Source organism: Arthrobacter sp. AD-310 (assembly GCF_054656615.1).
Genome location: NZ_BAAHNO010000008.1, coordinates 12,707 through 38,135 on the forward strand (window position 1 = coordinate 12,707; position 25,429 = coordinate 38,135).

Sequence of the window (25,429 nt, forward strand, 5' to 3'; positions counted from 1 at the left end):
CAGGAGGTTCCCATGTCGGTGAAAGGCACCAAGGACTCAGCGAGGACATCCGGCGGCCGGACCGGCCCGGAAACGCGGCGCGCAGATGGATCCGCAGGGGTGGCGGCGGAGGATCCCGCGCGGATCCGCAACATCGCGCTCGTGGGACATTCGGGCGCCGGCAAGACCCTGCTGATCGAAGCCCTGCTCGCGGCGAACGGCATGATCACCCGCAAGGGGTCCATCGCCGACGGCACGACTGTCAGCGACTCCGATCCGGCCGCTGTACACCAGCAAAGATCGGTGACGTTGTCGCTGGTGCCGCTGCTTATCGATGACGTCAAGGTCAACCTCCTCGATACGCCGGGGTACCCGGACTTCATCGGCGAAATGCGTGCAGGGCTGCGGGCTGCGGACGCCGCCCTTTTTGTTGTCTCCGCCGTGGACGGCATCGACGCCACCACCACCGCGCTGTGGGGTGAATGCGAGCAGGCAAGGCTGCCGCGGGCCGTCGTGATTACGCGGACGGACCATCCGCGGGCGGATTACGACGGCGCCCTGGCCGCCTGCCGGAAAGCGTTCGGCGACGGCGTCCTGCCGCTTTACGTGCCCGTGCGGACGGACGGGGATGCTGCCGGCCTCCTGGGACTGCTTTCCGGAACGGTCACCGAATACGCCGAAGGGGAAAGCCCGCTGACGCGCAACGCCGACGCCGGCGTGCTGGCAGGCGCGGAGGCGGCACGCGGTGAGCTGATCGAGGGGATCATCGCCGAGAGCGAGGACGAAACGCTGATGGACCGTTACCTCGGCGGTGAGGACATCGACACCGCCGTCCTGGTCGAGGACCTGGAGACCGCCGTCGCACGCGGATCCTTTTTCCCGGTCCTTCCCACATCCGCGCTGACCGGCCTGGGAACCGCCGAACTCCTGGAGGTGCTGGTCCGGGCATTCCCGCCCCCAACGGAGCGCAGCCTGCAGGACGTGACGGACCTGTCCGGCCAGCCCGGAAGCCCGCTGGGCTGCGACCCCTCCGGACCGCTCGCCGCCGAGGTGGTGCGGACCTCCATCGACCCCTTCCTGGGCCGGATCTGCCTGGTCCGGGTGTTCTCCGGGACCCTGCGTGAGGATTCTCCCGTGCACGTGGGCGGGCACGGCCTGGCGGACCGCGGCCACCAGGACCATGACACGGACGAGCGCGTCACGCACATCTACTCACCCCTCGGCGCGACCCTTCGCCCGGTGCCGTATGCCGTGGCGGGGGACATCTGCGCGCTCGCCAAACTGGGAAGCGCCGAAACCGGTGACACCATATCCGGCCGGGACAACCCGCTCATGCTCGCCACGTGGGAGATGCCAGAGCCCTTGCTGCCGGTCGCGGTGGAACCCGACTCGCGCAGCGACGAGGATGCCCTCGCCAGGAGCCTGGGCAAGATTGCGGCCGGTGATCCCACGTTGCGGGTGGAAAGGAACGCCGAGACACACCAGTTGGTCCTGTGGTGCATGGGGGAGGCGCACGCCGAGGTTGTCCTGGACCGGCTCCGGGAGCAGGGGGTGAAACTGCACACCGTTGATGTGGTGACTCCGCTGCGCGAGACGTTTGCGGTGCCGTCGTCCGGGCACGGGCGGCACGTCAAGCAATCCGGCGGGCACGGCCAGTACGCGGTCTGCGACATTGACGTGGAGCCGCTCGACCGCGGTGCCGGATTCGAGTTCCTGGACAAGACCGTGGGCGGGGTCATTCCGGGCACCTTCATCCCATCCGTGGAAAAGGGCGTCCGGGCGCAAATGGAGAAAGGCGTGTCAGCCGGTTTCCCCGTTGTGGATGTGCGCGTCACGCTGACAGGCGGCAAAGCCCACAGCGTCGACTCCTCTGACGCCGCGTTCCAGGCCGCCGGCGCCCTTGCCCTTCGGGAGGCTGCCGCCGGGGGGAAAATCCAGCTGCTGGAGCCGGTGTCCTCGGTAGGCATCACGGTGTCGGACGAACACGTGGGTTCCGTGATGAGCGATCTCTCCAGCCGCCGCGGCAGGCTCACCGGCACCACGTCCTCAGGGGACGGGCTGACGCAGATCAGCGCGGAAGTGCCGGACCAGGAACTGCTGCGCTACGCCATTGAACTGCGTGCCCTCACGGCAGGAACCGGGCGGTTCACCCGCCGTTACCTGCGGCACGATCCCGTGCCGGCAAGCTTCAGCCCGTCCTGAGCCCCTCCTGGATTCAGCCCCGATGAACCCCGCCGCCCGCAAGATCCAGCGCGTGTACCTGGTATTGACGCTGGGCAACACGCTCGCGACCTCGTTCATCTGGGGCATCAACACCCTGTTCCTGCTCGACGCCGGGCTGAGCAACCTCGAAGCCTTCGCCGCCAACGCTTTCTTTACCGCCGGCATGGTGCTCTTCGAGGTGCCGACCGGGGTCGTGGCGGACGGCTGGGGCCGCCGCGTGTCCTTCCTGCTCGGCACCATCACCCTGGCCGCGTCTACTTTCCTGTACTACCTGCTGTGGCAATGGTCCGCCCCCTTCTGGTGGTGGGCCGTGGTGTCGGTGCTGCTGGGCCTCGGATTTACATTTTTCTCCGGCGCCGTCGAGGCCTGGCTGGTGGACGCCCTGCACTTCTCCGGATACGACGGCGGGCTGGAGGCAGTACTGGGCAGGGGGCAGATGGTGTCCGGGGTGGCGATGCTGGCCGGTTCGGTGGCCGGGGGCGTGATCGCCCAGGCCACCACCCTCGGCGTGCCGTTCCTGCTCCGTGTCGGGGTCCTGGTGGCCATGTTTGCCGTCGCCTTCCTGCTGATGCGCGACGTCGGTTTCACACCGGAAAGGTCGGCGCACCCGCTGCGGGCCACCCGGTCCGTCCTGAAGGCATCGATCGACAGCGGCTTCAAGCACCCGCCCGTGCGCTTTATCATGCTGGCCGCACCCTTCACGGAGGGAGTGGGCTTCTACGTCTTCTATGCACTGCAGCCCTACCTGCTGCAGCTGTTCGGTGATCCCCGCGCCTACGCCATCGCCGGGCTGGCGGCCGCCATTGTGGCCGGCGCGGACATCGTGGGCGGATGGATGGCGCCGCGGGTGCGGCAGTTGGTCCGCAGGCGGACCACGGTGCTGATCGCCAGCAACCTCATCAGCTGCCTGATCCTGGTGGGGCTGCTGTTCACCAGCGTTTTCTGGCTGGCCCTGGTGCTCCTGTCGCTGTGGGCAGTGGTGGGGGCGGCAGGGACGCCAGTGCGCCAGGCCTACCTGAACGACATGATTGAGTCGAGGCAGCGGGCCACGGTGCTCAGCTTCGACTCGTTGATGGGCTCGAGCGGCGGCGTCGTTATCCAGCCGGCGCTCGGCCGGACCGCAGACCTGTATGGCTACCCGGCCTCACTGGCCGTGAGCGGTGCCGTGCAGCTGCTCGCGGCACCGTTCATCCTGCTGAGCAGGCGGCAGCGCTCGCAGGCGGATACGGCGTCGGATGTCACGGCTAAGCCCTGACGCACGCGCCGGTGCCCGGGCGGCGCCGGAACAGGTTGAGAACCAGCGGCGGACGGTTCGGTCCGCGTCCATCAGTTCGAGCAGCTTCCGCGCCGCCTCACGGATATCGTCGTGGCCGTACTGGGCGGCCCTGCCCTCCAGCGAGATCACCGCGCAACGGTGGACCTTGCTGAAATCCCCATACGGAAAGCTGACACTGCCCTTGGTGCCCTCCGACTTCCCGTCATCCTTGCCAAGGTGCCACTCGGCATAATCCCCGAACCCGTGCTTGTCGATGAACGAATTTTCCTGGTCGGTGGACGGCGCGTGCTCACTCCAGTCATCCCGGATGTCACGCACGAACTTGCCTGCCTCGATGAGCTTCCGCGCGTGCGTGAGGGCCTTGCGGTTCAGCTTCACTGCCATGCTGCCTCCTCGAAAATCCGGACACCGGTACCCAACGGCCAAGCGGTTCCAGCGTAGGACGGCGGCCGGAAAAGTGCCATGGATTTACGCCGGTGCCACCGGAGCGAAACACGCCCACAACATCGGCCGCATAGGTTGCAGCAATGACACCAGATTTCCTGTGCCGGGTCCGCGGCTGGCTTTCCGACACCTTCATCTGTGAATCGCAGGACGATGCTGCCGGGGCAATGGCGGACGCCACCCGTTGGGGCTGGCTGCCCGCACTGAGTGGAGTGGCCATAGCCGCAGGTCAGGCACACAACGACCAAGCCGCGGCGGCCGGCAGGGGCAACAGGATGTCCGCTTGACCACACTATTGCGCCGGTGGCGGGAGCATGCCCTAAACTGCTGCACTGAGGTGCCGGTAATGGCGCTGTGCAGCAACGAAAGTGAACACCGCAATGGCTACCGATTACGATGCTCCACGCAAGCAGGAAGAAGAGTCGCCGGCTGACTCGCTTGAAGCCCTCCAGGCCTCCCGGGGCGGCAACGCGCAGACCGCCGTCATCGACGTCGACGAGAACGACACCGCCGAAGGCATCGACCTGCCAGGGGCCGATCTTTCCAACGAGGAACTGACGGTTATTGTGGTTCCCGAGCAGCAGGACGAATTCACGTGCGGGTCCTGCTTCCTGGTCCGCCACCGCTCCCAGGTGGCCCGCGAAAAGAACGGCCAGAAGTACTGCATCGAGTGTGAAGGCTAGTCTTGCGCCGCCGTTACCCGCGGTAACAGCGGGGTGCAGATCCGGTACCAAAAGCGTCAAGAAAGGCCCGTAGGCAGGCCCGGATTTACGGTCCGTTTATGCTGCCGGCGGCACCCTAACGGTTCCGCTCCGAAGCGGCCACAGCCCTCGTTTCGGGCCCGCTGCCGACTTAATCTTGAGCTATCCAATCGCTCCTTCCTTGGGTGGCTCCACAATGAAAAAACTCACCGTCTGGCTCTCGGCCATCCTTATGGCTGTCGGGCTGGGAATACTGGTTCCGGGGCCCGCCTCGGCGACCACCTCGTATTGCGGACTGGTCTGGGGGTCCCTGTCCAAGGCTGAAGATTCCTTCAGTGCAGCATCCGTCACCAACGTCCGGACCGGGCAGCACTACTGCTTCGACCGGCTGGTGGTGGACCTCAATGGCCCGGCGTCCGGGTACACCGTCCGTTACGTACCCCAGGTGGTCCAGGACGGGTCCGGATTCCCCGTGCCCCTTCGCGGCGGTGCCCGGCTGCAGGTGAAGCTGAACGCGCCCGCCTATGACCCGGCCACCGGCCAGCCCACGTACAACCCCGCCAACCAGGCTGAACTCTCCAACGTCTCCGGTTACCAGACCTTCCGCCAGGTGGCCTGGGCAGGAAGCTACGAGGGCTACACGACGGTTGGGCTGGGCGTCCGTGCCCGGCTTCCGTTCAGGGTGTTCACCCTGGATGGTCCCGGCGCAGGTTCCCGGCTGGTCGTTGACGTGGCGCACTTCTGGTGACGCAGGCGCCGTCGTAGTAAACCGCCGCCGTTAACAACAAAGGGTGCCGTGCCCCGGAAGCCTGGGGCACGGCACCTTTGTGGCTGCGTGTTTTCCTACTCCGGAACCACCAGCGCGGGGGTGTCCTTCCGGAGCGTCTCGCCGCGGAAGAATCCGGGCCGGAGCCGCGCCATGACCAGCATGAACACCGCGCCCAGGGCGAGGATGCCCACGCCAAGGATGAACACGAGGCCAACACCGAAAACCTCAGAGCCGCTGCCAAAGTCAGGCGCCAGGCTGTCCACGGCGGTCTGGAAGAACACCACGAACAGGCCCACCCCACCCAGCACCGGGCACACCAGACGCAGGATGAAGTTGCGGGTGCTGCTGAAGACGCTGTGCCTGAAGTACCAGGCGCAGGCAAGGGCGGTAAGGCCGTAGTAGAAGCAGATCATCAGGCCCAGCGAAACGATGGTGTCGTTCAGGACGTTTTCGCTGACCACATGCATGACGGCGTAGAACCCCGCGGAAACAATGCCGGCAACGATGGTGGCGAAGCCCGGCGTCGCGAACTTCCTGCTGACCTTGCCGAAGCGCTCCGGCAGGGCGCCGTAGTGGCCCATGGCGAGGAGCCCGCGGGCCGGTGACATGAAGGTGGACTGCAGGGACGCCGCTGAGCTTGACAGCACGGCGAGGGACATCAGGATGGCAAACGGACCCATGATGGGGGAGGCCAGGGCCGTGAAGATGTTCTCGTGGATTTCCGTGTTGTTCAGTCCGTTGCCGGTGTCGCCCAGGCCGGCGAACATCATGGTGGCGATGCTCACCAGGAGGTAGATGCCGAGCACGATCACGGCGGTCAAGGTCCCGGCCACTCCCGCCGTCTTCTTGCCGTTGGCCGTTTCCTCATTCAGGGTCAGGCACACGTCCCACCCCCAATAAACAAAAATGGACAGCGAAATTCCTGCGGCCACCTGACTGAAGGTTTCCACTTTGGTGATATCGAACCAATCCCAGCTGAACGGAATGGCCGTCTCGGAGCTGGACCAGTTTGCGAAGGCCATGGCGACGAACAGGCCCAGGACCAGCAGCTGGAAACCCACCAGGCCGTACTGGACCAGCTTGGTGGCGTGCAGGCCGCGGTAGCTGACCCAGACCGCAAGGGCAACAAACACCAGGCAGGTGGCGACGTTCAGGACCTTGTTATCCGCGAGGGCGGCCAGTTCGGCGTTTCCGGTGAGCTGGGACAGGAACAGGTAGAAGAAGTCCACGGCAACACCGGCGAGGTTGGACAGCACAATGATGTTGGCGGCCAGCAGCCCCCAGCCGCCCATCCAGCCCACCCAGGGGCCGAAGGCCTTGGTGACCCAGGTGAAGGTGGTGCCGCTGTCCGGGGAGTCGGCGTTAAGTTCCCGGTAGGCGAGGGAGACAAGGATCATCGGGATGAAGCCGATGAGGAAGATGACAGGCAGCTGGAGTCCGGCTTCATTGACGGTGGGGCCCAGTGCGCTGGTGAGGGTATAGGCGGGGGCGATGGTGGAGATGCCGAGGACGACGACGGCGAGGAGCCCCAGTTGCCCGCCCTTCAGTCCCTTGGAGGAGATTCCGCCGCTGGCGGATGGTTGGTTGCCGGAGCCGGCGGAAGACGTGCTGGTGCGGAGCGTCTCTGTCATGGCACCACTTTCTGGAAGACTGTATGACCATGGTCACTATATGAATGACGTTCATTTAGTATGGGGGGCGGACGCCGCTCGCGCAAGGGGAGATATGAATCACGTTCGTTTATGACTGCCGGGCAGGGTTAGTAAGCTTACTGAGAAACTTGCCCGGCCGGCCGCTCCATGCGCAGGCAGGGCTGGTAGCGTCACACGTACTGGACCATTCGAGGAGGACTGATGAAAGCTTCACCGACACTGACCAACAACCTGCAGGCCGTACTTACGGACCTGATCGAGCTGCACATCCAGGGCAAGCAGGCGCATTGGAACATCGTGGGCACCAACTTCCGCGACCTCCACCTCCAGCTGGACGAGATCGTGGACGCCGCGCGCCAGTTCGCCGACGACACCGCCGAGCGCATGCGCGCCCTGCATGCCCTTCCCGACGGCCGCAGCTCCACCGTTTCCGGATCCACCAGCCTGGCGCAGTTCCCCGAAGGGCTGATCAGCACCAAGGATGCCATCGAGCGGATCGTCGCCGCGCTCGAAGCCGCCGTGGGCACCATGCGCAAGGTCCATGATGAGGTGGATGAGGAGGACCCCACATCGGCCGACCTCCTGCACGAGTTCATCCTCAAGCTGGAGCAGTTCGCCTGGATGGTGAACGCCGAAACCCTCAAGCCCACCGCCAGCGTCACCGCGCCGGATTCGAAGTAGTCCGCCGCGGCCGGGCTTCAGCAGCCAGAGGCGCCCGGCGCCGGAGATTGACCTCCGGCGCCGGGCGCTTTTTATTGTCCTGGTGATTGCCGTTGGAGCCGGTGCCGCTAGGCCGCTTTCGGCACCTTCCGAAGCACGACGGCGGCGCTGACTGCCGCCGCCGCCATCAGGACCAGGCCAATCGCCGCAGTCACGTGGACGCCGGAAGCGAACGCGCCGGCCGCGGCAGTGCGCACAGCATCCGCCAGGGGAGTGGGCAGGGTGGATGCAAGGTCCATGGCACCGGCCAGTGTCTCCCGCGCACTGTGGACGGCTCCGGGTGCGGACGACTCCGCCAGGGCCGCCGGCAGCCGCAGGTTGTGCTGGTATGACGCTGTCAATATGGAGCCCAACACTGCGGTACCCAGCAGTGCGCCCACCTCGTAACCGGTCTCCGATACCGCCGCCGCGGCGCCCGACTTTTCCGGCGGGGCCGCACCCAGGATGAGGTCGTTGGAAATGGTCTCCGCCGTGCCCACTCCCAGCGCCAGGACCAGCAGGGCGGCCAGCAGCAGTGAGGGGCCGCCGTCGTGGTTTCCAAACGCGACCAGGCTGTAGCCCGCAGCGCTGAATGCGAGCCCGGCGCCCACCACGAATCCCGGGCGGACCCGCCGCACCAGCGGCACCACCGCAAGTCCCGACACGACCGTGGCGGCAAGCGCCGGGATCATCGCAACCCCCGCTGCCGACGGAGTCATCCCCTCGAGGAGCTGCAGGTGCTGCGCCAGGAAAAGGATGAAGCCGTTGAAGGAGAACAGGGCCAGGACATTGGCGGTGATGGCCATGCTGAACACACTGTTCCGGAACAGGGACATGTCGAGCAGCGGATGCTCCAGCTTCAGCTGGCGCCGGACAAACACCGCCCCCATCGCCACACTGAACGCCGCGGTGGCGATGCCGGCAGGGGATGGCCCCTCCGTTGCCATTTCCTTGATGCCGTAGACCAGGGGGACCATCACCAGCAGTGAGAGCAGGACGCTTGGGACGTCAACCTTGCCGGGGGAGGGATCCCTGGACTCGGGAATCAGTGCCGGCCCCAGGGCCATGAGCGGCAGCATCAGGGGAACGGCGACGAGGAAGACGGCGCCCCACCAGTAGTGCTCGACCAGCCAGCCGCCGAAGATTGGGCCGAGGGCTGCGCCGCCGGAGAAGCCTGCGGCCCAGATGCCCACCGCGAGGCGGCGGCGGTTGGGTTGCGGGAAGATGTTGCGGATCAGGGACAGCGTGGAGGGCATCAGCATTGCGCCGAAGAACCCCAGCGACGCCCGCCCGGCGATCAGCCACTCCGCGGTGGGGGCGAACGCCGCGGCTGCCGACAGTGCAGCGAAGCCGAAACTGCCAATCAGCAGCAGGCGGCGCCGGCCGATGCGGTCCCCGAGGCTGCCCATGGAAACCAGCAGGCCGGCCAGCACCAGCGGGTATGCGTCGACGATCCACAGGAGCTGGACGCCCGAGGGATCCAGCGCGCGGGCGATGGCCGGCAGGGCGAACGTCAGGGCTGTGTTGTCCACGGCGACCAGCAGGACCGGAAACATCAGCAATCCCAAGGCGAGCCAGTCCCGACGGGAGGCGCGGATGCCGGAGGCGCCAGCGGGGGAAACCGGGTGCCGGGTGCGGGAAGGGGAAGTGGTCATGAAATAACTATACCGTCCAGACGGTACAGTTATAAATGCTCCGGGGGTGAAGTCCCGCCCGCCCGGGAAGGCATGATGGAAGGCATGCCCCGAAAACCTGTAGCGCGTGAAGCTGTCCTCGACGCCTTTGAAGCCCTCCTCATCGACGTGGGGGAGCGGGCGGCGACCCTGGACGCTGTCGCGGCAAAAGCCGGGGTTTCGAAAGGCGGCCTCCTCTACCACTTTCCCAACAAGGAAGCCCTGATCCAGGTGCTCCTGGACCGCCTGGACCAGCTTGCTGGAGCAGACGCCGATGCCATGGCCCGGGCGGACGAAGGTGCGGCCGCGTATTTCATCCGCACCTCCGTGTGGGCCGGCACCCCGCTGGACAGGGTGATCGTTGCTGCCACCAGGCTGGCGGAGGTGGCGCACGAGGAGACCCGGCGCCGGTTCGCCGCCATCCAGCAGCGCTGGCTGGACGAAATTGCCGCTGACGTGGGGCCTGCACTGGCGAAGGCTGTGCTCTACATGGGCGACGGCCTGTACTTCAACGCCATGCTCTCCGTAGGCCCCGCGCAGGCCGGCGGTGCAGGCTCCGACGTGGACGACCTGCTGGCCGCCCTGGAACGGCTGCGCCGGTAGCCCTGCATGGGCCTGCCAATGGCCCGGCGACCAGTTGCCTGCCATTTGCCCGGCGACCATTTGCTACGTGGCCGGGGGCGTAGGACAATTAATCGCTGTGGGAGCCGTTGCCGGCTTCCGCGCAATCCAAGTGAATAGCCTTTGATCTGCGGCGGGAGAGTTCTGCCGGAAGTACAGCAGGCGCCGTAGGAGCAAATCCTCCCCAGGAATCTCACAGGCCCATGTACCGCCGCGGCGAGGCACCTCTGGAAAGCAGCAGGCAGTCCGCCCGGTGAATCCCCACGGAATCCCGGACTGTTGTGCTCACCGACGGTGCAAGCGGAGCCCGGCCCACGGCCGGCACGCGGAAACTCTCAGGTCCAATACAGAGCGGGGAGGAACCCGAATCGCTGCGGCGTACCCTGCGCCGCCTGAGTACCTGGAGTTCCTTCGTGTCGGTTAGTTCAGCCTCCACCACCTTCGTAGACCGCCATATCGGCGCACGCCGCCAAGCGGACGTCAGCGCCATGCTCAAGGCCGTCGGCTACGACACCGTCGACTCCCTGGTTGACACCGCCGTTCCCAAGGTCATCCGGCAGGAGACCGCGCTTCGGCTCTCCGACGCCCTTAGCGAGGTTGAGGTCCTTGCCGAGCTGCGCCGCATTGCCGGGAAGAACAAGACCGCCGTGCAGTTGATCGGGCAGGGCTACTACGACACCGTGACCCCGCCGGTGATCCGCCGCAACATCCTTGAGTCCCCGGCCTGGTACACCGCCTACACCCCGTACCAGCCGGAGATTTCACAGGGCCGGCTCGAGGCGCTGCTGAACTTCCAGACCATGGTCCAGGACCTGGTGGGACTGCCCATCGCCAACGCGTCGCTGCTGGACGAAGCCACCGCCGTCGCCGAAGCCGTGCTGCTGATGCGCCGCGCCAACAAGGCCAAGCCGGCCGCCGACGGCAAGACCGTCCTGGACATCGATGTGCTTCCGCAGACCATCGCGATCGTGAAGGGCCGCGCTGAGGCGCTCGGTTTCGAGGTGGAGGTCGCCGACCTGTCCCAGGGCCTGCCCGAGGGCGACATCAACGGCATCGTGCTGCAGCAACCCGGTGTTTCCGGACGCGTCTGGGACCAGTCCGGAGTGATCGCTGAGGCCAAGGAACGTGGCGCCCTGGTCACCGTTGCCGCGGACCTGCTGGCGCTGACCCTGATCACGCCGCCGGGTGAGCAGGGCGCGGACATTGCGGTCGGCTCCGCCCAGCGCTTTGGCGTCCCGCTGTTCTTCGGCGGCCCGCACGCCGCGTACATGGCCGTCCGAAAGGGCCTGGAGCGTTCGCTGCCCGGCCGCCTGGTGGGCGTTTCCAAGGACGACGCCGGTGTCCCCGCCTACCGCCTCGCGCTGCAGACCCGCGAACAGCACATCCGCCGCGAGAAGGCGACGTCCAACATCTGCACCGCGCAGGCGCTGCTGGCGATCGTGGCCTCCATGTACGCCGTGTACCACGGCCCGGACGGCCTGAAGGCGATTGCCGAAACCGCCCACGGCCACGCCCGCACGCTGGCAGCTTCCCTTGCCGCCGCCGGGGCTGACGTCCTGCACACCAGCTTCTTTGACACCCTGACCGTCCGCGTCCCCGGCCGTGCGGCCGTCATCCTCGCCGACGCCGAGGCCCGCGGCATCAACCTGCGCTTCGTGGATGCCGACACCGTGGGCATTTCCCTGGATGAAACCACGACGGCGGCCATCGTCGCCGAGGTCGCTGGCATCTTCGGTGCCACCGTCACCGGCGAAGGGAAGTTTGCCCTGGAAGCCGGTGTCGAACGGTCTTCCGACTACCTCCAGCACCCGGTTTTCAGCACGCACCGGTCCGAGACCCAGCTGCTGCGCTACATCCGCAAGCTCTCCGACCGGGACCTGGCGCTGGACCGGACCATGATCCCGCTGGGCTCCTGCACCATGAAGCTGAACGCCACCGCCGAGATGGAAGCCATCTCCTGGCCGGAATTCGCGTCCATCCACCCGTTCGCACCTGACTCCCAGACCGAGGGCTGGCGCGAACTGATCGCCGGGCTGGAAGCTGACCTGACCGAGATCACCGGCTACGACCAGGTGTCCATCCAGCCCAACGCCGGATCCCAGGGCGAACTCGCCGGCCTGCTGGCGATCCGCGGCTACCACCATTCCCGCGGGGACGAACAGCGCAACATCTGCCTGATCCCGGCCTCGGCGCACGGCACCAACGCCGCCTCCGCGGTCCTGGCCGGCATGAAGGTCGTGGTGGTCGCCACGGCACCTGACGGAACCATCGACCACGCCGACCTGCAGGCCAAGATCGAGGCCCACAAGGACGCCTTGTCCTGCATCATGATCACCTACCCGTCCACCCACGGCGTGTACGACGGCGACGTGACAGAGATCTGCGACGCCGTCCACGCCGCCGGCGGGCAGGTCTACGTCGACGGCGCCAACCTCAACGCCCTGGTCGGGCTGGCGCAGCCGGGCAAGTTCGGCGGCGACGTGTCCCACCTGAACCTGCACAAGACCTTCTGCATCCCGCACGGCGGCGGCGGACCCGGCGTCGGACCCGTTGCTGCCAAGGCGCACCTGGCACCCTTCATGCCCGGCGATGCCACCACCTGGAAGGCAGGCTCCGGCGCCACGGACGTCCCGATCTCCGCGTCGCGGTTCGGCTCCGCCGGTGTCCTGCCGATCTCCTGGGCCTACGTAAAGCTCATGGGCGGAGAAGGCCTGACCGAGGCGACAAAGTCCGCGCTGCTCGCTGCCAACTATGTTGCCGCCCGCCTCAACGAGTACTTCCCGGTGCTCTACACCGGTGAAGGCGGACTGGTGGCCCACGAGTGCATCCTGGACCTGCGCGAACTCACAGCCCGCACCGGCGTAACCGCCGAGGATGTGGCCAAGCGCCTGATCGACTTCGGCTTCCACGCCCCCACCCTCGCGTTCCCGGTGGCGGGAACCCTGATGGTGGAGCCCACCGAGTCCGAGGACCTCGCGGAGATCGACCGCTTCATTGACGCGATGATCACTATCCGGAAGGAAATCGACCAGGTGGCCAACGGGGACTTCAGGGTGCAGGACTCACCGCTGCGCCGCGCACCCCACACGGCAGCCGCCGTCGTGTCTTCCGACTGGGACCGCGCCTACCCGCGCGAGCAGGCCGCCTTCCCCGCGCACCACAAGCAGGACAAGTACTTCCCGCCCGTGGGCCGCATCGACGGCGCCGCCGGCGACCGCAACCTCATCTGCTCCTGCCCGCCCCTCGAAGCCTTCGAGGACAACGCAGCTTTCGAGAACTGAGGACCGGCACCATGACCGACAAGTACACGGCCCTTTACGACGAGCACAAGAAACTGGGCGCCTCGTTCACCGACTTCGGCGGCTGGCAGATGCCCCTGAAATACAGCTCCGAGCTCGCCGAACACCATGCCGTCCGGAAGGGGGCAGGCCTCTTCGACCTCTCCCACATGGGCGAAGTCTGGGTCACCGGGGCCGATGCCGCCGCCTTCCTCGACTACGCACTCGTGGGCAGGATCTCCGCCATGCCGGTGGGCAAGGCCAAATACTCGCTGATCTGCAACGAGGACGGCGGCATCATCGACGACCTCATCACATATCGCCGGGCAGAGGACACGTTCCTGGTGGTGCCGAACGCGGGCAACACCCAGGTTGTGGCAGAAGCGTTGGCGGACCGCGCCGCTGCTTTTGGCGTCACCGTTCGGGATGCATCAGCGGAGACTTCCCTCATCGCGGTTCAAGGACCCAAGGCCGAGGAACTGCTGCTGCGCCTCGTTCCCGCCGACCGGCACAGCGACATCACCGGACTGAAGTACTACGCCGCTGTGGAGGTTCCAGTCCTGGTGGGCGGTGCCGGGCAGGATCTCCTGGTGGCCCGGACCGGCTACACCGGCGAGGACGGCTTCGAGATCTTCGTGGCAAATGGGGCCGCTGCCGGCCTCTGGCAGGCACTCCTGGCCGTGGCCGACGAAGGCGAGCTCACACCGGCCGGCTTGGCCTGTCGCGACTCACTTCGGCTCGAAGCCGGCATGCCCCTGTACGGCAATGAACTCTCGCTGCAGGGCGACCCGTTCAGCGCCGGCCTGGGAGCCGTCGTCGCGCTGTCCAAGGAAGGCGACTTCGTGGGCAAGGCTGCGCTGGCAGCCAGGAAGGAAGCCGGCACCGGCGTCACCATCGGCCGCCGGCTCGTGGGACTGAAGGGACTCGGACGCCGCGCAGGCCGCGCCCACTACCCCGTCCTCAAGAACGGCGCCACTGTCGGCGAAGTCACCTCCGGCCAGCCCTCGCCCACGCTCGGCTACCCGGTCGCAATGGCCTACGTCGACGTCGAACACACTGCCGTGGGCACCGCTTTGGACATCGACCTCCGTGGCAAGGCCGAGCCCTTCGAGGTGGTCGAACTGCCGTTCTACAAGCGCGCTAAGTAAGGTACCTCTCCGTGGCTGTTGGTGTTTTTGATCTGTTTTCGATTGGGATTGGTCCTTCGTCGTCTCATACTGTGGGGCCGATGCGGGCTGCTGCTGTGTTTGCGGAGGAGCTTCAGGGCCTGGGTGTCCTCGGGTCTGTGGCGGGGTTGCGGGTGGACTTGTATGGGTCGCTGGCGGCGACCGGGCATGGGCACGGGACGATGACCGCTGTGTTGTTGGGGCTGGAGGGGTTCCATCCGGAGCTGATCCTGCCGTCGGAGGTGGAGGAACGCCTGGCCGCGATTGCCGGGACGGGGATGGTGCAGTTGGCCGGTTCGCTGCCGTTGCCGTACGGGGTCACGGATATGGTGCTGCGGCCGTTGACGGTGCTGCCGCGGCACACCAACGGCATGACGTTCACGGTGACCGACGCGGCCGGGGAGGTGCTGCACAGCGCGACGTTTTTCTCGGTCGGGGGCGGGTTCATCGTGCGCGAGGGCGGGGAAGAAGCCGCGCAGCAGGAACTGGACGCGTCCAAGAACGAGCTGCCGCTGCCGTTCCGGACCGCCGCGGAGCTGCTGGCCCACTGCCGGGACACCGGCCTGGGCATCGCGGACGTGATGCTGGTGAACGAGAAGGTTTCCAGGGGCGAGGATGAGATCCGGGCAGGTTTGCTGCATATCTGGTCGGTGATGGAAGCCTGCGTGCAGACCAGCCTGCGGCGGGAGGGGCTGCTGCCGGGCGGGTTGAAGGTCCGCCGCCGCGCCCCGGACTGGTTCGACCGGCTGAAAAAAGAAAGCGCGTGCAAGGAAACCGGCCAAAACCCCGGCGATGACACGGACCGGGACCTGGGCGGGGTGTCGTTTGATCCCCGGTACTGGCAGGAGTGGGTGAACCTGGTCGCGCTGGCGGTGAACGAGGAGAACGCTTCGGGCGGCCGGGTGGTGACTGCCCCGACGAACGGGGCGGCCGGGATCATCCCGGCGGTGTTGTTCTACGCCCTGCATTTCGCCCCCGGCATGGACCAGGCCACCCGGGCCGACCGGGAGGACGTGGTGGTGCGGTTCCTGCTGGCCGCGGGCGCGGTCGGGGTGCTGTACAAGGAGCAGGCCTCGATCTCCGGGGCCGAGGTCGGCTGCCAGGGCGAGGTCGGGTCGGCGTCGTCGATGGCCGCCGCGGGCCTGGCCGAGGTCATGGGCGGCACCCCCGCTCAGGTGGAAAACGCCGCGGAAATCGCGATGGAACACAACCTGGGCCTGACGTGCGACCCGATCGGCGGGCTGGTGCAGGTCCCGTGCATCGAGCGGAACGCGATCGCTGCCGCGAAGGCGATCAATGCCGCGAAAATGGCGCTCTGGGGCGACGGCACCCACCGCGTCTCCCTCGACGAAGTCATCATCACCATGCGCGAAACCGGCAAGGACATGAGCGACAAATACAAAGAAACCGCCATGGGCGGCCTCGCCGTCAACGTCGTCGAATGCTGACACCACCCGCGCCCCGGCTGGCTTCGGGATCCGCTAATTGTTGATGGCCGCCCACAGGTTGAGCGTGGAGGCGAACACCAGCCACGCCACGTAAGGCAACAGGAGGAGTCCTGCGGTGCGGCTGACGGGACCAAACTGCAGCACGGTGAGGACGACGGCGGCGATCAGCGCCACGATGATGGCCAGCGCAAGCCACAGCGCGGCGGTGCCCAGCGCCGGGTACAGCCCAAAGAACATGGGCGTCCAGGCCAGGTTCAGGACCAGTTGAACGGCGTAGGCAGTCAGCGCCGTCCTGCGGTTGGCCGGCCGTTTCCGCCAGACCAGCCAGGCAGCCACCGCCATCGCCGTATACAGCAGGGTCCAGACCGGCCCGAATACGAAGTTCGGCGGCGTCCAGGGTGCCTTCGCCGCCGTGGCGTACCAGCCGTCCACGTTGCTGGCCGAAGCCAACCCGCCCAGTGCGGCCACCAGGTACGACGCAGCGAGGAAACCGGCCAGCGCCGCCACCTGCTTGCCCGCACTGTAGGGCGGGCGGCTGGAGGCAGTTGGCTGAAGTTGTTCCCGCGCTGGATTCATAACCCCACCCTTCCGAGCACCCGTGTCCGCGTCAAGGCACAGGGCCCGGCGGCAAGCCGGAACCGCTGCAGGCTTTAGACTTGAGGCTGCATGTCCGCCCACAGCTACGAGTACCGAAACCGCGCATCAACCCGATTGGACACGGCCCCCTTGCGAGAATTCACCGCCCGTTTTGCCACCGACGAGGAAATTGAAAACTGGGACAAGCACGTCACGGCCAACCCGAACGGCGGCAACATGCTGCAGTCCGCCGCCTACGCGTCGGTGAAGAACGGCAGCGGCTGGAAGGTCCGTTTCCTGGTCCTGGAGGCTGCCGGCATTGCCAGCTACAACCTGGTGCTGGAAAGGAAGTTTCCCGTGCTCGGCCGGCTCTGGTACCTGATCAAGGGCCCTGACCTGGCGTCCGCGGGAGACCTGAAGGCAGCCCTCGGCGCGTGCGCGGCGTTCAGCCGCAGCCGCAAGCTCAACGTCTTCACCATCAAGATCGAACCGGACATCGTCGACTCCGCCGAGGCCCGGGCACAGCTGGCGGCCGCCGGGCTGGTCAAGGCACCCAACATCCAGTCCAACGATTCCACCGCACTCCTGGATATCTCAGCATCCGAAGAAGAGGTCTTCAAGGCCATCTCCTCCCGCGCCCGCAACGCAGTCCGCCGCGCCGAACGGGAAGGCTGCGAAGTGGTCCGCAAGGAACACGGGCCGGACACGTACCGGGCGCTGTACGACCTCATGGTCAACACCGTCAACGCAAAGGGCTCCATGCCGCTGCGCGACTACGGCTACTACGCCGCCTTCTGGGACGAATTCTGCAACCGCGGCCAGGGCAGCTTCTTCTTCGCCTACGAGGACGGCAAGCCCAGCGTGGGCGCCTTCGTCATTAACTACGGCTCCAAAGCGACCTACAAGGACGGCGGCTCCATCCAGAACCGCAAGCAGTACGGCGACTCCCACCTGGTCCAGTGGACCGCCATCCGCCGCATGCAGGAACTGGGCTGCACGGAATACGACTTCTGCGGCACGCCTCCGGCCGCCCGGATCAAGGACAAGTCACACAACCTCTACGGCATGGGCATGTTCAAAACGAGCTTCACCAAAACGGTTACTGACTTCGTGGGCTGCCACGACTATGTGCTGTCGCCGCTCAAGCACCGCCTGTGGGTCAAGGGTGCCGAGCGTGTGTTCCGCCGCATCGAGACGGCACGCACCGGCCAGCAGTTCTACTGACCGCCGCAGCTTCCGCCCCGGGCGGCCACCGCGCAACAACGACGGCGGCCCCCGCCTGCACCCCTTCCCGCACCGCGGCTGTCCAGCCCGCCACGACGAAACCCTGAAGAAGGTAACTACGTGAGTACAGCTCCCACCGCCACCGACCTCGAGTTCTCGGTCCTCAGCGATGCAGAATTCGAGGCGTACGCGCTGAAGCACCCGCAGAACAGCTTCCTGCAGTCCGTGGATTTCGCTCGGTTCCAGCGCGCCCGCGGGCAGCGGGTGGAGCTGTTCGGCGTCCGCCGCGGGGGAGACCTGGTGGCTGCCGGCAAGCTGAACTACACCACCACCCGGCTGGGGTACACGGTGTGCGAATGCGCCAAGGGCCCCCTGATGGACTATGCGGACCCTGAACTGGTGCGCGCCGTCGTCGAACTTCTCCGCAGGCACGCCGCCGCCGGCAAGGCGGCGGAACTGCGCATTTCACCCAACCTCAAATACGTCGCCCGTGATGAGGACGGCGCCGAACATCCGGAGGTCGAGGACAACCGTCCCCTGGTGGCGCAGCTGGAACGGCTCGGCTTCCGGCACCAGGGCCTGGACATGGACTTCGTCGACGTCAACTGGATGTTCGTCAAAGGCCTCGAAGGCATCCAGGACGCGGAGGAGCTCATCATGAGCACCAGCTACCGCACCCGCAAAGCCATCCGCAAAGCGGAAAAGAACGGGGTGTTCCTGGAACAGGCCACCCTCGAAACCCTGGACGACTTCTACGGCGCCCTCAGCCGTGCCGGGGACGAAAAGGGTTTCGTCTACCGTGAACGTGCCTACTACGAGCACCTGCTCCGCACCACGTCCTCCGAGTTCACCAAACTCATGATGGCCAAGATCGACATTCCGGCCTACCGGAAATCCATCACGGACCGCCTGGCCGAAGAGTCCGCCACGGCCGCGGAGCTCCGCCGCGAGGTGGAGGAAACCGGCAGCAAGAAAAAAGCCAACCGGCTCAAAGTGGTCCAGGACCTTGTGGACAGCTATGAGCGCAGCCTCAAGGACATTGAACGCTTCCCCGACTCCGTGGGGGTCGCCACGGTGGCCGCCATCCACTTCGTCTGCTACGGCGACGAGGTGGTGTGCGTCATCGGCGGCACCGTGCAGGACTACATCTACTTCAACGGCGCTACCTCGCTGTACTGGGGCATGATGCTGCACGCCCTCGAGAAGGGCTACCCCCGGTACAACTTCTACGGAACGTTCGGGATTTCCGGCCAGGACCAGGAAGGCCACGGGGGCTACGAGTTCAAGAAGGGCTTCGGGGGCGAAGTGGTCCAGCTGGTGGGCGGTTTCGTGCTGCCCGTCCGGCCCGCCGTGTTCCACGCGAACCGGTTTGCCCGTGCGGCCGCCTCGGCTGCCCGTACAGTGTTGGGCAAGCTGCCGCTGAAACGTTGATTCCGACCGCACGACCCGGGGATTAGGGGACCATGACCGACCGACCGGACCGACCACACCGCCAGCGAACCGGGCCGGCAGGTGCTGAACAGGCAGGCCCCGGACAGGCAGACCCTGAACAGTCAGGCCCCGGACAGGCAGGCCCTGAACAGTCAGGGGCCGAACGGGCAGGTGGAAGGCCGCACACGGACGGCCTGCCAAAGACCGAACCGCTGACGGCCGCACAGGTGCGGCAAAACGCCGCCGCACGGAGGATGCTGCGGCGCCTGGTCCAGGGGGAGAACCCGCCGACGGCGCCGCTCAGCATCGTCGACCGGCTCGCCGGAAGCCCCTACGCCAACCCCACCATCCAGGTGGGCAGCGTGGACACCTCCGCACGCAAAACCCTTGACTTCGCCCTCCACCTGGCCGAAACCATGTTCCGGTACGGGGCCGGTGCCCTGGAGGTCGAAACCAGCATCATCGCCGTCACCGCGGCCCTGGGGCTGAAGAACATCGAGGTGGACATCACCAACCAGTCTGTCGGCATCAACTACGCCCCCAAGGACCAGACCCCGATCGCGATGCTGCGCGTGGTCCGGTCCTGGACCAACAATTATGCGGGCCTGGCCAAGGTCCACCAGCTGGTGACGGACATTGTGGCCGGGGGAGTGGGCCGTGACGAAGCCGTCCGCCGGCTGAACGAGGCGATCACCAGCCCCAAGCCGTACCCCCGCTGGATGGTCACGGCCGCTTTCGGTGTTTTCGCTGCCGTGTTCGTGGGCGTTCTTGGCGGCGGGCCCGTCTCCTCTGCCATAGCGTTTGTGGCGAACATCGGCGTCAGCCTGCTGGCCCGCCAGCTGGGACGGTGGCGCGTGCCGGACTTCTTCATCACCGCCAGCTGCTCGTTCGTGGTGACGCAGTTGGCCCTGCTGCTGTGGCAGTTCGGGCTGACCGCCTCGCCGGCCATTGTGGTGGTGGGCGGCATCCTGCTGCTGCTGCCCACCGGCCGCCTGGTGTCCTCGGTCCAGGACGCCATCAACGGCTTCCCGGTTACGGCCGCCGGCAGGTTCCTGTCCACCCTGCTGACGTTCGGCGCGATTGTGGCCGGCATCGCGGTTGCCTTCGTGGTCGGTGAGCTGACGGGGCTGCAGCGCATCGACGTCACACAGACCTTCCCGCCCGCCTACGACCTGTGGGTCCTGGTGATCTTTGTGGCCGTGGCCGTCATAGCCATCGGCGTCACGGAACAGACCACCTGGCAGCTGCTGCTGCCCACCGCTGGCGTGGGCGTCGCCGGGTACCTGGTCCTGCTCGCAGGCGGTGAACTGGGCATCGGCGACCGGTTTTCGCCCGCCCTCGCCGCCGTCGTCATCGGCCTGTTGGCCCGGGTGGTAGCCCTGCGCCTGGGCGCGCCGCAACTGGTGGTCGCCGTACCCGCAGCGCTGATCCTGCTTCCAGGCCTCACGATCTTCCGGTCGATGTACGTCCTCACCGTCGAGGAAGCGGAAATCCTGCTGGGAGCCGGAGGCATGCTCAGCGCCGGCGCGATCGTGCTCGGAGCGGCGGGAGGCATCGTGCTGGGTGACACGTTGGCACGGCCCTTCACCCGCAACCTGGCCAGCAACGAGCGGCGCAGGGCGCGTCGCCGCTAGCCGATGCCCTGATGCTGGGGCTTCGTGGCGGGGTGCTGCGGGGATCCGGCCGGCAATCTCAGATCTGCCCGACGGGCAGTTTCTTTTCGGCCTGGAACACATCCTCCACCCTGCCCTGCGCCCAGTAGCCGGACAGGGAGACCTGCCGGCGGTCCAGGCCGCGCTGGGTGAAGAAGACATCCCGCAGGGCCTTCATGTACCCGCGCTCCCCATGGGCGAAGACGTCGACGGTCCCGTCCGGCCATTGGGCACCGGCCACCGCGTCGACCAGCAGGTTGCTGGAGCCGGCGGGAACACCCTCGCGGAACAGCCAAGTAACGGCCACGCCGGCGGGGGCCGCGAGCGGCTGGACGTCGGCGTCAGAGTCGACCTCCAGGAATGCCAGGCCGGCGGCGTGCGCGGGCAGCGCCTCGAGTGCGGCGGCGATGGCCGGCAGCGCGGCCTCGTCGCCGGCAAACAGGTACCAGTCGGCGTCCGGGCTGGGGTTGTAGGCGCCGCCGGGGCCGGTGAAGGTCAGCGTGTCCCCGGGCTGTGCCTTGGCGGCCCACGGTCCGGCAAGGCCGTCGTCGCCGTGCACCACAAAGTCGATGGCGAGTTCCGCTGCTGCCTGGTCGACCCGGCGAAGGGTGTAGGTGCGGGTGTAGGGCCACTGTTCACGGGGCATGGTTTCCCGGATTGTCCACAGGTCCAGGGGCTTCGGGTACTGGACTCCGGGCTGCGGAAAAACGATCTTCACGTAGCGGTCCGCGAAACCGTTATCGACGAAGTCCGCGAACCCCTTGCCACCGGCCACGATCCGGACCATGTGCGGGGACAGCTGCTCGCGGCGCAGCACCTCGAGGGTGACCTGCGGACGGCTCTTCCTGGTGGCGCTCGTGGCGGCGGGAACAGTGCTCATAAGGCAAGCCTAAGCTAGGGGGCCGGCGGCAGTTCCCAGATTACGCCCGGCGCACCCTGCTCCTGCAGGAGCTGGTTCACGCGGCTGAACGGGCGGGAGCCGAAAAAGCCGCGCGAGGCGGACAAGGGACTTGGGTGGGCGCTGGAAACCACCTTGGTTGTGCCCAGGAGCGGGCGGACGGACTCCGCTTCCTTGCCCCACAGCAGCGCAACCAGCGGCATCGGTGCGCCGTCCGGGCCCCGCCGGGCGGCAACCGCCGCAACGGCCGCCGTCGTAATTTTTTCCCAGCCCTTGCCGCGGTGCGAGCCCGCGGCCCCCGCGCGCACCGACATCACCCGGTTCAGCAGCAGCACGCCCTGGTCGGTCCACGCCGACAGGTCGCCGTGGACCCTGGCCGGGATGCCGAGATCGTCTTCCAGTTCTCTGTAGATGTTCGCCAGGCTCCGCGGAATGGGCCGCGTCCGCTTGTCCACGGCAAAGGAGAGGCCGACGGCGTGTCCCGGCGTGGGGTACGGGTCCTGCCCCACCACCAGGACCTTCACTGCGGCCAGCGGCTGGCGGAAGGCGCGCAGGACGTTCGACGGCGACGGCAGCACCTGGTGCCCGGCGGCCACCTCGGCTGCCAGGAAGCGCAGGACGGCCCGGAGTTCGCCCTCCACGCCCACCAGGGCTTCGGCCCAGTCGGGAGCGACGAGTTCGTCCAGGGGCAGCAGTGCCAGTTCCGCAAAGCCCTCCGTGCCCGCCGGTTCGTGGTCCAGTTCGAACAAGGCGTCTGAGTCAAACATCATCCCATTCTTGCAGGGCAGCACGGGGCTCCTGCAGGTCAACCCGGACGCCCGCGGGCACCCGGGCGGGACAGCCGCGCAAATGACACACGTGTTATTCATCCGTAGCATAGAGGTGAGACATTTTCCCTAACCAGCAAAGGAGTGTGCCGTGGCGGAACCGGCCCGGGAACACGAGCTGCCGGAGCAGGAACCACGGAACAGCCTGCTGGACGGCTTCACGCCGCGGGACTCCCCGCTCAGTGACCGCGAGCAGCAGATGCTGGCCCTGGAGCGGCAGTGGTGGAAGTACGCGGGAGCCAAGGAACAGGCCATCCGCGAGCTCTTCGACCTCTCCGCCACGCACTACTACCAGCTGCTCAACGCGCTGATTGACCGTGAGGATGCGCTGGCGCATGACCCTATGCTGGTGAAACGGCTGCGCAGGCTGCGCACGTCGCGCCACCGCGCCCGCACCGCACGGCGCCTGGGGTCCGACGCCTAGGAATCCCAATCCAGGACCTCCCGCCTCCCCGCCAGCACTTTCCCGAGGAAGTCATCCATGACCAACTACGCCCGCGATGAATTCGACAAGGTCCCCGAGGCCTCGTCGCGACAAGGCGTCCACCGCGCAGCCGCTGCCCCCTCGAAGGCGCGGCTGTGGCCCATCCTTGCCGTCGGCGTCGTGGCGCTGGCCATTGGCGTGGTGTCCTTCCTGATCCTTCCCAAGCTGGGCTTCAGCGGCACGGATGCCCAGGCGTCGGCTGCATCGTCGAGCCAGGAAGCCGCTCCGCTTGCCGACGCCGGCGCCACGCAGGCGGCCAGCGCTGAAACGGCAACGCCGGCGCCGGCCTCGCCGACGGCCTCCAGCGACCCCGCCCCCACCGCCGAAGCGGAGCCCGAACCCACAACGCCATCCCAGGCACCCGTCCTCCTCGACAAGTCCCAGCCCGTCGCCGTGTACAACGCTGCCGGGACTGCAGGGCTGGCCGGCCGGGTGGGTGGCACCGTCCAGGCCGACGGCTGGACGCTGGGACAGGTGGGCAACTGGGCGGGCCCGCCACAGCAGGGCTCCACCATCTTCTACGCCGGGCCCGCCCAGCTGGCCAACGCCCAGGCGCTGGCCCGGCTGCTGGGCGTACCCACTGTGGTCAGCAGCACCGAGTTCCAGGGCCCCCTGGTTGTGGTCCTCGGCCCCGGCTACAGGTAACCTCCAGCCAGGTCCCGGTTACGCCTGAATAACTTTTGCCGGCCCCGCCCGGGGCCTCCTGCGGGCCGGACAGGCATTGGCTAGAGTGACATTCAGGCGTCGCTCCGGGGCAGGAAACGCCCCGCCCGGCGCCCGCCCCGGTCTTAACGGAAAAGAGTTGGTCAGCATGGCACTGGGAACCGTGAAATGGTTCAACGCGGAGAAGGGCTACGGCTTCATCACCGTTGACGGGTCCGGCGACGACATCTTCGTCCACTGGTCCGCAATCCAGGGTGAAGGCTACCGGGCGCTCGACGAGGGCCAGCGCGTCGAACTCGAAGTCGGCGAAGGCGAAAAGGGCCCGCAGGCTGAAAGCGTCCGGCCGGCCGAGTGAAGCATCCGGTTTTTCCTGCCGCCCGAATCCGTCCGGCACTGGCCCTCTCAGCCTGCGCCCTCCTGGCCGCCACGGCGTGCTCCGGGGTAACCGGCAACGCCCGCATCGAACCCGTGGAGGCTTCCGGCGACGGCATCCTGCGGGTGGGCCTGGTCCTGGACAGCACCGGTGACAGCTCCTTCCTCAACGCGCCACAACTGGCCGCGGCCAAGCTCGCAGTCAAGGAAATCAACGCGGCCGGCGGGCACAAGGGCCGGCCGGTGGAACTCCTGCCCGTGGACGAAGCCCTGGATGCCGCCGCCCAGGCGCATGCCCTGGTGGCGGCGAAGGCGGACGTGGTGATCGGGCCCACCGACTCCAGCAACGCCGAGGCCACCATCGACGTCCTCTCCCGCGCACGGACGCCACTGATTTCCCCCGCGAACACGGCGTCGGGCCTGACCGGCGCCGAGTCGGGCGGTTTCTACTTCCGCACCGCAGCCGCTGACATCGCGCAGGCGCCCGTGCTGGCGAAACTGGCCAAGGACGCCGGAGCCGCCTCCCTTGCCGTGCTTTACCAGGAGGGCGCCTACGGCAAGGACGTGGCAACAGCCGTGTCCGAGGCCGCCGCTCAGGCAGGCCTCGACGTCCCGGTCACTGAGGTGTTCACCCCGGGCGAGGCGGGCCGGGCTGCCGCCGCGGCAGGACAGGCCAACGCTGATGCCGTGGTCCTTGTGGCCCGCGATGGCTCCCAGGGGGCGCTGGCCGAGCTCGCCAACGCCGGGGTCGCAGGCTCCCGCATCATCCTCAGCGACGGCGCATTCGCCCGGTACGGATCCCGGCTCGGCGCCGGGGCGCTGGACGGTGCCCGCGCCCTGGTCCCCGGCCGGCTCCCTTCTGCAGGCTTCCAGGAGCGCCTGCTCGCCGTCGATAGCACCTTGAAGGATGTCTCGTTTGCGGCGGAGGCCTACGACGCCGTCACCCTCGCCGCGCTGGCCGCGGCCAAAGCCCAGGACGACGCCGGCCGCTCCATCGCTGCCAACCTGGTAGGCGTTTCCGGCGGCGCCGCGGGTGAAACTCCCGCCGCGGCGGCGTGTTCCACCTACAAGGACTGCGTGGCCGGGCTGGGTGCCGGCACGGCGATGAATTACGACGGCGAGTCAGGCCCCATTGCCTTCGATGCCAATGGGGACATCACCACGGCGGGCTTCTCAGTGTTCACCTACGGCCCGGACAACCTTCCCAAAGCCAGCGGCAGCGAAACAGCCGGGCGGGCCGCCGGCTGATCGCCGTCGGCGAATCCACCTGCCGGACTGGCTAATCCCAGGCCCCTTCGCTTGCACTCTCAGGTGCAGAGTGCTAATTATTGACTTAGCACTCTGACGTACCGACTGCTAAAGCGGCGCCTGCT

At 67.2% G+C, this 25,429-nt stretch carries 22 protein-coding genes, 1 pseudogene and 1 riboswitch; of the genes and pseudogenes, 17 read left to right on the forward strand and 6 right to left on the reverse strand.

The window, feature by feature from the left end:
* The first annotated feature begins 12 nt into the window (after positions 1–12).
* Positions 13–2,181, forward strand: a complete 2,169-nt coding sequence (locus tag ACYQ1Z_RS04925; protein ID WP_459791386.1) for an elongation factor G-like protein EF-G2 — start codon at positions 13–15, stop codon at positions 2,179–2,181.
* Between the two features lie 22 nt (positions 2,182–2,203).
* Complete coding sequence (locus ACYQ1Z_RS04930) at positions 2,204–3,457, forward strand: MFS transporter (protein ID WP_459791387.1); 1,254 nt, start codon at positions 2,204–2,206, stop codon at positions 3,455–3,457.
* A 60-nt stretch (positions 3,458–3,517) separates the two neighbouring features.
* Here ACYQ1Z_RS04930 and ACYQ1Z_RS04935 read toward each other — a convergent pair.
* Positions 3,518–3,862: pseudogene (locus ACYQ1Z_RS04935) on the reverse strand (hypothetical protein); the annotation flags it as partial.
* A gap of 143 nt (positions 3,863–4,005) precedes the next feature.
* Between ACYQ1Z_RS04935 and ACYQ1Z_RS04940 the strand changes: the two are divergent.
* The 3 genes from ACYQ1Z_RS04940 (at position 4,006) to ACYQ1Z_RS04950 (ending at position 5,371) form a co-directional block, all read left to right on the forward strand.
* Positions 4,006–4,209: a hypothetical protein gene (locus ACYQ1Z_RS04940; RefSeq protein ID WP_459791388.1), complete on the forward strand. Its 204-nt coding sequence runs from the start codon at positions 4,006–4,008 to the stop codon at positions 4,207–4,209.
* A 93-nt stretch (positions 4,210–4,302) separates the two neighbouring features.
* A complete protein-coding gene (locus ACYQ1Z_RS04945; RefSeq protein ID WP_459791389.1) occupies positions 4,303–4,605 on the forward strand; it encodes a DUF4193 domain-containing protein in 303 nt (100 codons plus the stop codon).
* A 214-nt stretch (positions 4,606–4,819) separates the two neighbouring features.
* Positions 4,820–5,371 carry an AMIN-like domain-containing (lipo)protein gene (locus ACYQ1Z_RS04950; RefSeq protein ID WP_459791390.1) on the forward strand — a complete coding sequence of 184 codons (552 nt, stop codon included), beginning with the start codon at positions 4,820–4,822 and terminating at the stop codon, positions 5,369–5,371.
* Positions 5,372–5,466: 95 nt separating this feature from the next.
* On the opposite strand, the gene ACYQ1Z_RS04955 is transcribed toward ACYQ1Z_RS04950, so the two are convergent.
* On the reverse strand, positions 5,467–7,023 hold the full coding sequence (locus ACYQ1Z_RS04955; protein ID WP_459791391.1) for an APC family permease: 1,557 nt from the start codon (positions 7,021–7,023) through the stop codon (positions 5,467–5,469).
* A 222-nt stretch (positions 7,024–7,245) separates the two neighbouring features.
* Between ACYQ1Z_RS04955 and ACYQ1Z_RS04960 the strand changes: the two genes are divergently transcribed.
* Positions 7,246–7,725, forward strand: a complete 480-nt coding sequence (locus tag ACYQ1Z_RS04960; protein WP_459791392.1) for a Dps family protein — start codon at positions 7,246–7,248, stop codon at positions 7,723–7,725.
* 107 nt (positions 7,726–7,832) lie between these two features.
* Here the strand turns inward: ACYQ1Z_RS04960 and ACYQ1Z_RS04965 are convergent, their stop codons facing one another.
* Entirely contained in the window at positions 7,833–9,398 is a 1,566-nt protein-coding gene (locus ACYQ1Z_RS04965) for an MFS transporter (RefSeq protein ID WP_459791393.1), read from the reverse strand.
* A gap of 84 nt (positions 9,399–9,482) precedes the next feature.
* On the opposite strand from ACYQ1Z_RS04965, the gene ACYQ1Z_RS04970 reads away from it, so the two are divergent.
* From ACYQ1Z_RS04970 to ACYQ1Z_RS04985, 4 genes are all read left to right on the forward strand, one after another.
* Positions 9,483–10,019 carry a TetR/AcrR family transcriptional regulator gene (locus ACYQ1Z_RS04970; protein WP_459791394.1) on the forward strand — a complete coding sequence of 179 codons (537 nt, stop codon included), beginning with the start codon at positions 9,483–9,485 and terminating at the stop codon, positions 10,017–10,019.
* 142 nt (positions 10,020–10,161) lie between these two features.
* A riboswitch (glycine riboswitch) is annotated at positions 10,162–10,258 on the forward strand.
* Between the two features lie 192 nt (positions 10,259–10,450).
* Positions 10,451–13,318 carry an aminomethyl-transferring glycine dehydrogenase gene (gene gcvP / locus ACYQ1Z_RS04975; protein ID WP_459791395.1) on the forward strand — a complete coding sequence of 956 codons (2,868 nt, stop codon included), beginning with the start codon at positions 10,451–10,453 and terminating at the stop codon, positions 13,316–13,318.
* Between the two features lie 11 nt (positions 13,319–13,329).
* Positions 13,330–14,463 (forward strand): glycine cleavage system aminomethyltransferase GcvT, encoded by a 1,134-nt coding sequence (gene gcvT / locus ACYQ1Z_RS04980; protein ID WP_459791396.1) that lies wholly within the window; start codon positions 13,330–13,332, stop codon positions 14,461–14,463.
* An 11-nt stretch (positions 14,464–14,474) separates the two neighbouring features.
* On the forward strand, positions 14,475–15,929 hold the full coding sequence (locus ACYQ1Z_RS04985; protein ID WP_459791397.1) for an L-serine ammonia-lyase: 1,455 nt from the start codon (positions 14,475–14,477) through the stop codon (positions 15,927–15,929).
* 33 nt (positions 15,930–15,962) lie between these two features.
* Here ACYQ1Z_RS04985 and ACYQ1Z_RS04990 read toward each other — a convergent pair whose 3' ends face one another.
* Positions 15,963–16,505 (reverse strand): TspO/MBR family protein, encoded by a 543-nt coding sequence (locus tag ACYQ1Z_RS04990; protein ID WP_459791398.1) that lies wholly within the window; start codon positions 16,503–16,505, stop codon positions 15,963–15,965.
* Positions 16,506–16,595: 90 nt separating this feature from the next.
* Here ACYQ1Z_RS04990 and ACYQ1Z_RS04995 point away from each other — a divergent pair, with 90 nt between their 5' ends.
* The 3 genes from ACYQ1Z_RS04995 to ACYQ1Z_RS05005 all read left to right on the forward strand — a co-directional run bounded on the left by ACYQ1Z_RS04995 (position 16,596) and on the right by ACYQ1Z_RS05005 (position 20,794).
* Complete coding sequence (locus ACYQ1Z_RS04995; protein ID WP_459791399.1) at positions 16,596–17,729, forward strand: lipid II:glycine glycyltransferase FemX; 1,134 nt, start codon at positions 16,596–16,598, stop codon at positions 17,727–17,729.
* Between the two features lie 120 nt (positions 17,730–17,849).
* On the forward strand, positions 17,850–19,160 hold the full coding sequence (locus ACYQ1Z_RS05000; protein WP_459791400.1) for a peptidoglycan bridge formation glycyltransferase FemA/FemB family protein: 1,311 nt from the start codon (positions 17,850–17,852) through the stop codon (positions 19,158–19,160).
* A gap of 32 nt (positions 19,161–19,192) precedes the next feature.
* Positions 19,193–20,794, forward strand: a complete 1,602-nt coding sequence (locus tag ACYQ1Z_RS05005; RefSeq protein ID WP_459791401.1) for a threonine/serine exporter family protein — start codon at positions 19,193–19,195, stop codon at positions 20,792–20,794.
* 58 nt (positions 20,795–20,852) lie between these two features.
* On the opposite strand, the gene ACYQ1Z_RS05010 is transcribed toward ACYQ1Z_RS05005, so the two are convergent.
* Both ACYQ1Z_RS05010 and ACYQ1Z_RS05015 read right to left on the reverse strand, forming a co-directional pair.
* Positions 20,853–21,692 carry a siderophore-interacting protein gene (locus ACYQ1Z_RS05010; protein ID WP_459791402.1) on the reverse strand — a complete coding sequence of 280 codons (840 nt, stop codon included), beginning with the start codon at positions 21,690–21,692 and terminating at the stop codon, positions 20,853–20,855.
* 14 nt (positions 21,693–21,706) lie between these two features.
* Positions 21,707–22,477 (reverse strand): uracil-DNA glycosylase, encoded by a 771-nt coding sequence (locus ACYQ1Z_RS05015; RefSeq protein WP_459791403.1) that lies wholly within the window; start codon positions 22,475–22,477, stop codon positions 21,707–21,709.
* A gap of 151 nt (positions 22,478–22,628) precedes the next feature.
* Here ACYQ1Z_RS05015 and ACYQ1Z_RS05020 point away from each other — a divergent pair, with 151 nt between their 5' ends.
* The 4 genes from ACYQ1Z_RS05020 to ACYQ1Z_RS05035 all read left to right on the forward strand — a co-directional run bounded on the left by ACYQ1Z_RS05020 (position 22,629) and on the right by ACYQ1Z_RS05035 (position 25,304).
* Complete coding sequence (locus tag ACYQ1Z_RS05020; protein ID WP_459791404.1) at positions 22,629–22,961, forward strand: DUF3263 domain-containing protein; 333 nt, start codon at positions 22,629–22,631, stop codon at positions 22,959–22,961.
* 57 nt (positions 22,962–23,018) lie between these two features.
* A complete protein-coding gene (locus tag ACYQ1Z_RS05025; RefSeq protein ID WP_459791405.1) occupies positions 23,019–23,666 on the forward strand; it encodes a LytR C-terminal domain-containing protein in 648 nt (215 codons plus the stop codon).
* 166 nt (positions 23,667–23,832) lie between these two features.
* Positions 23,833–24,039, forward strand: coding sequence for a cold-shock protein (locus tag ACYQ1Z_RS05030; RefSeq protein WP_015936110.1), 207 nt, complete (start codon positions 23,833–23,835; stop codon positions 24,037–24,039).
* Entirely contained in the window at positions 24,036–25,304 is a 1,269-nt protein-coding gene (locus ACYQ1Z_RS05035) for an ABC transporter substrate-binding protein (protein WP_459791406.1), read from the forward strand. The genes ACYQ1Z_RS05030 and ACYQ1Z_RS05035 overlap by 4 nt, the downstream gene beginning before the upstream one ends.
* Positions 25,305–25,429 lie beyond the last annotated feature (125 nt).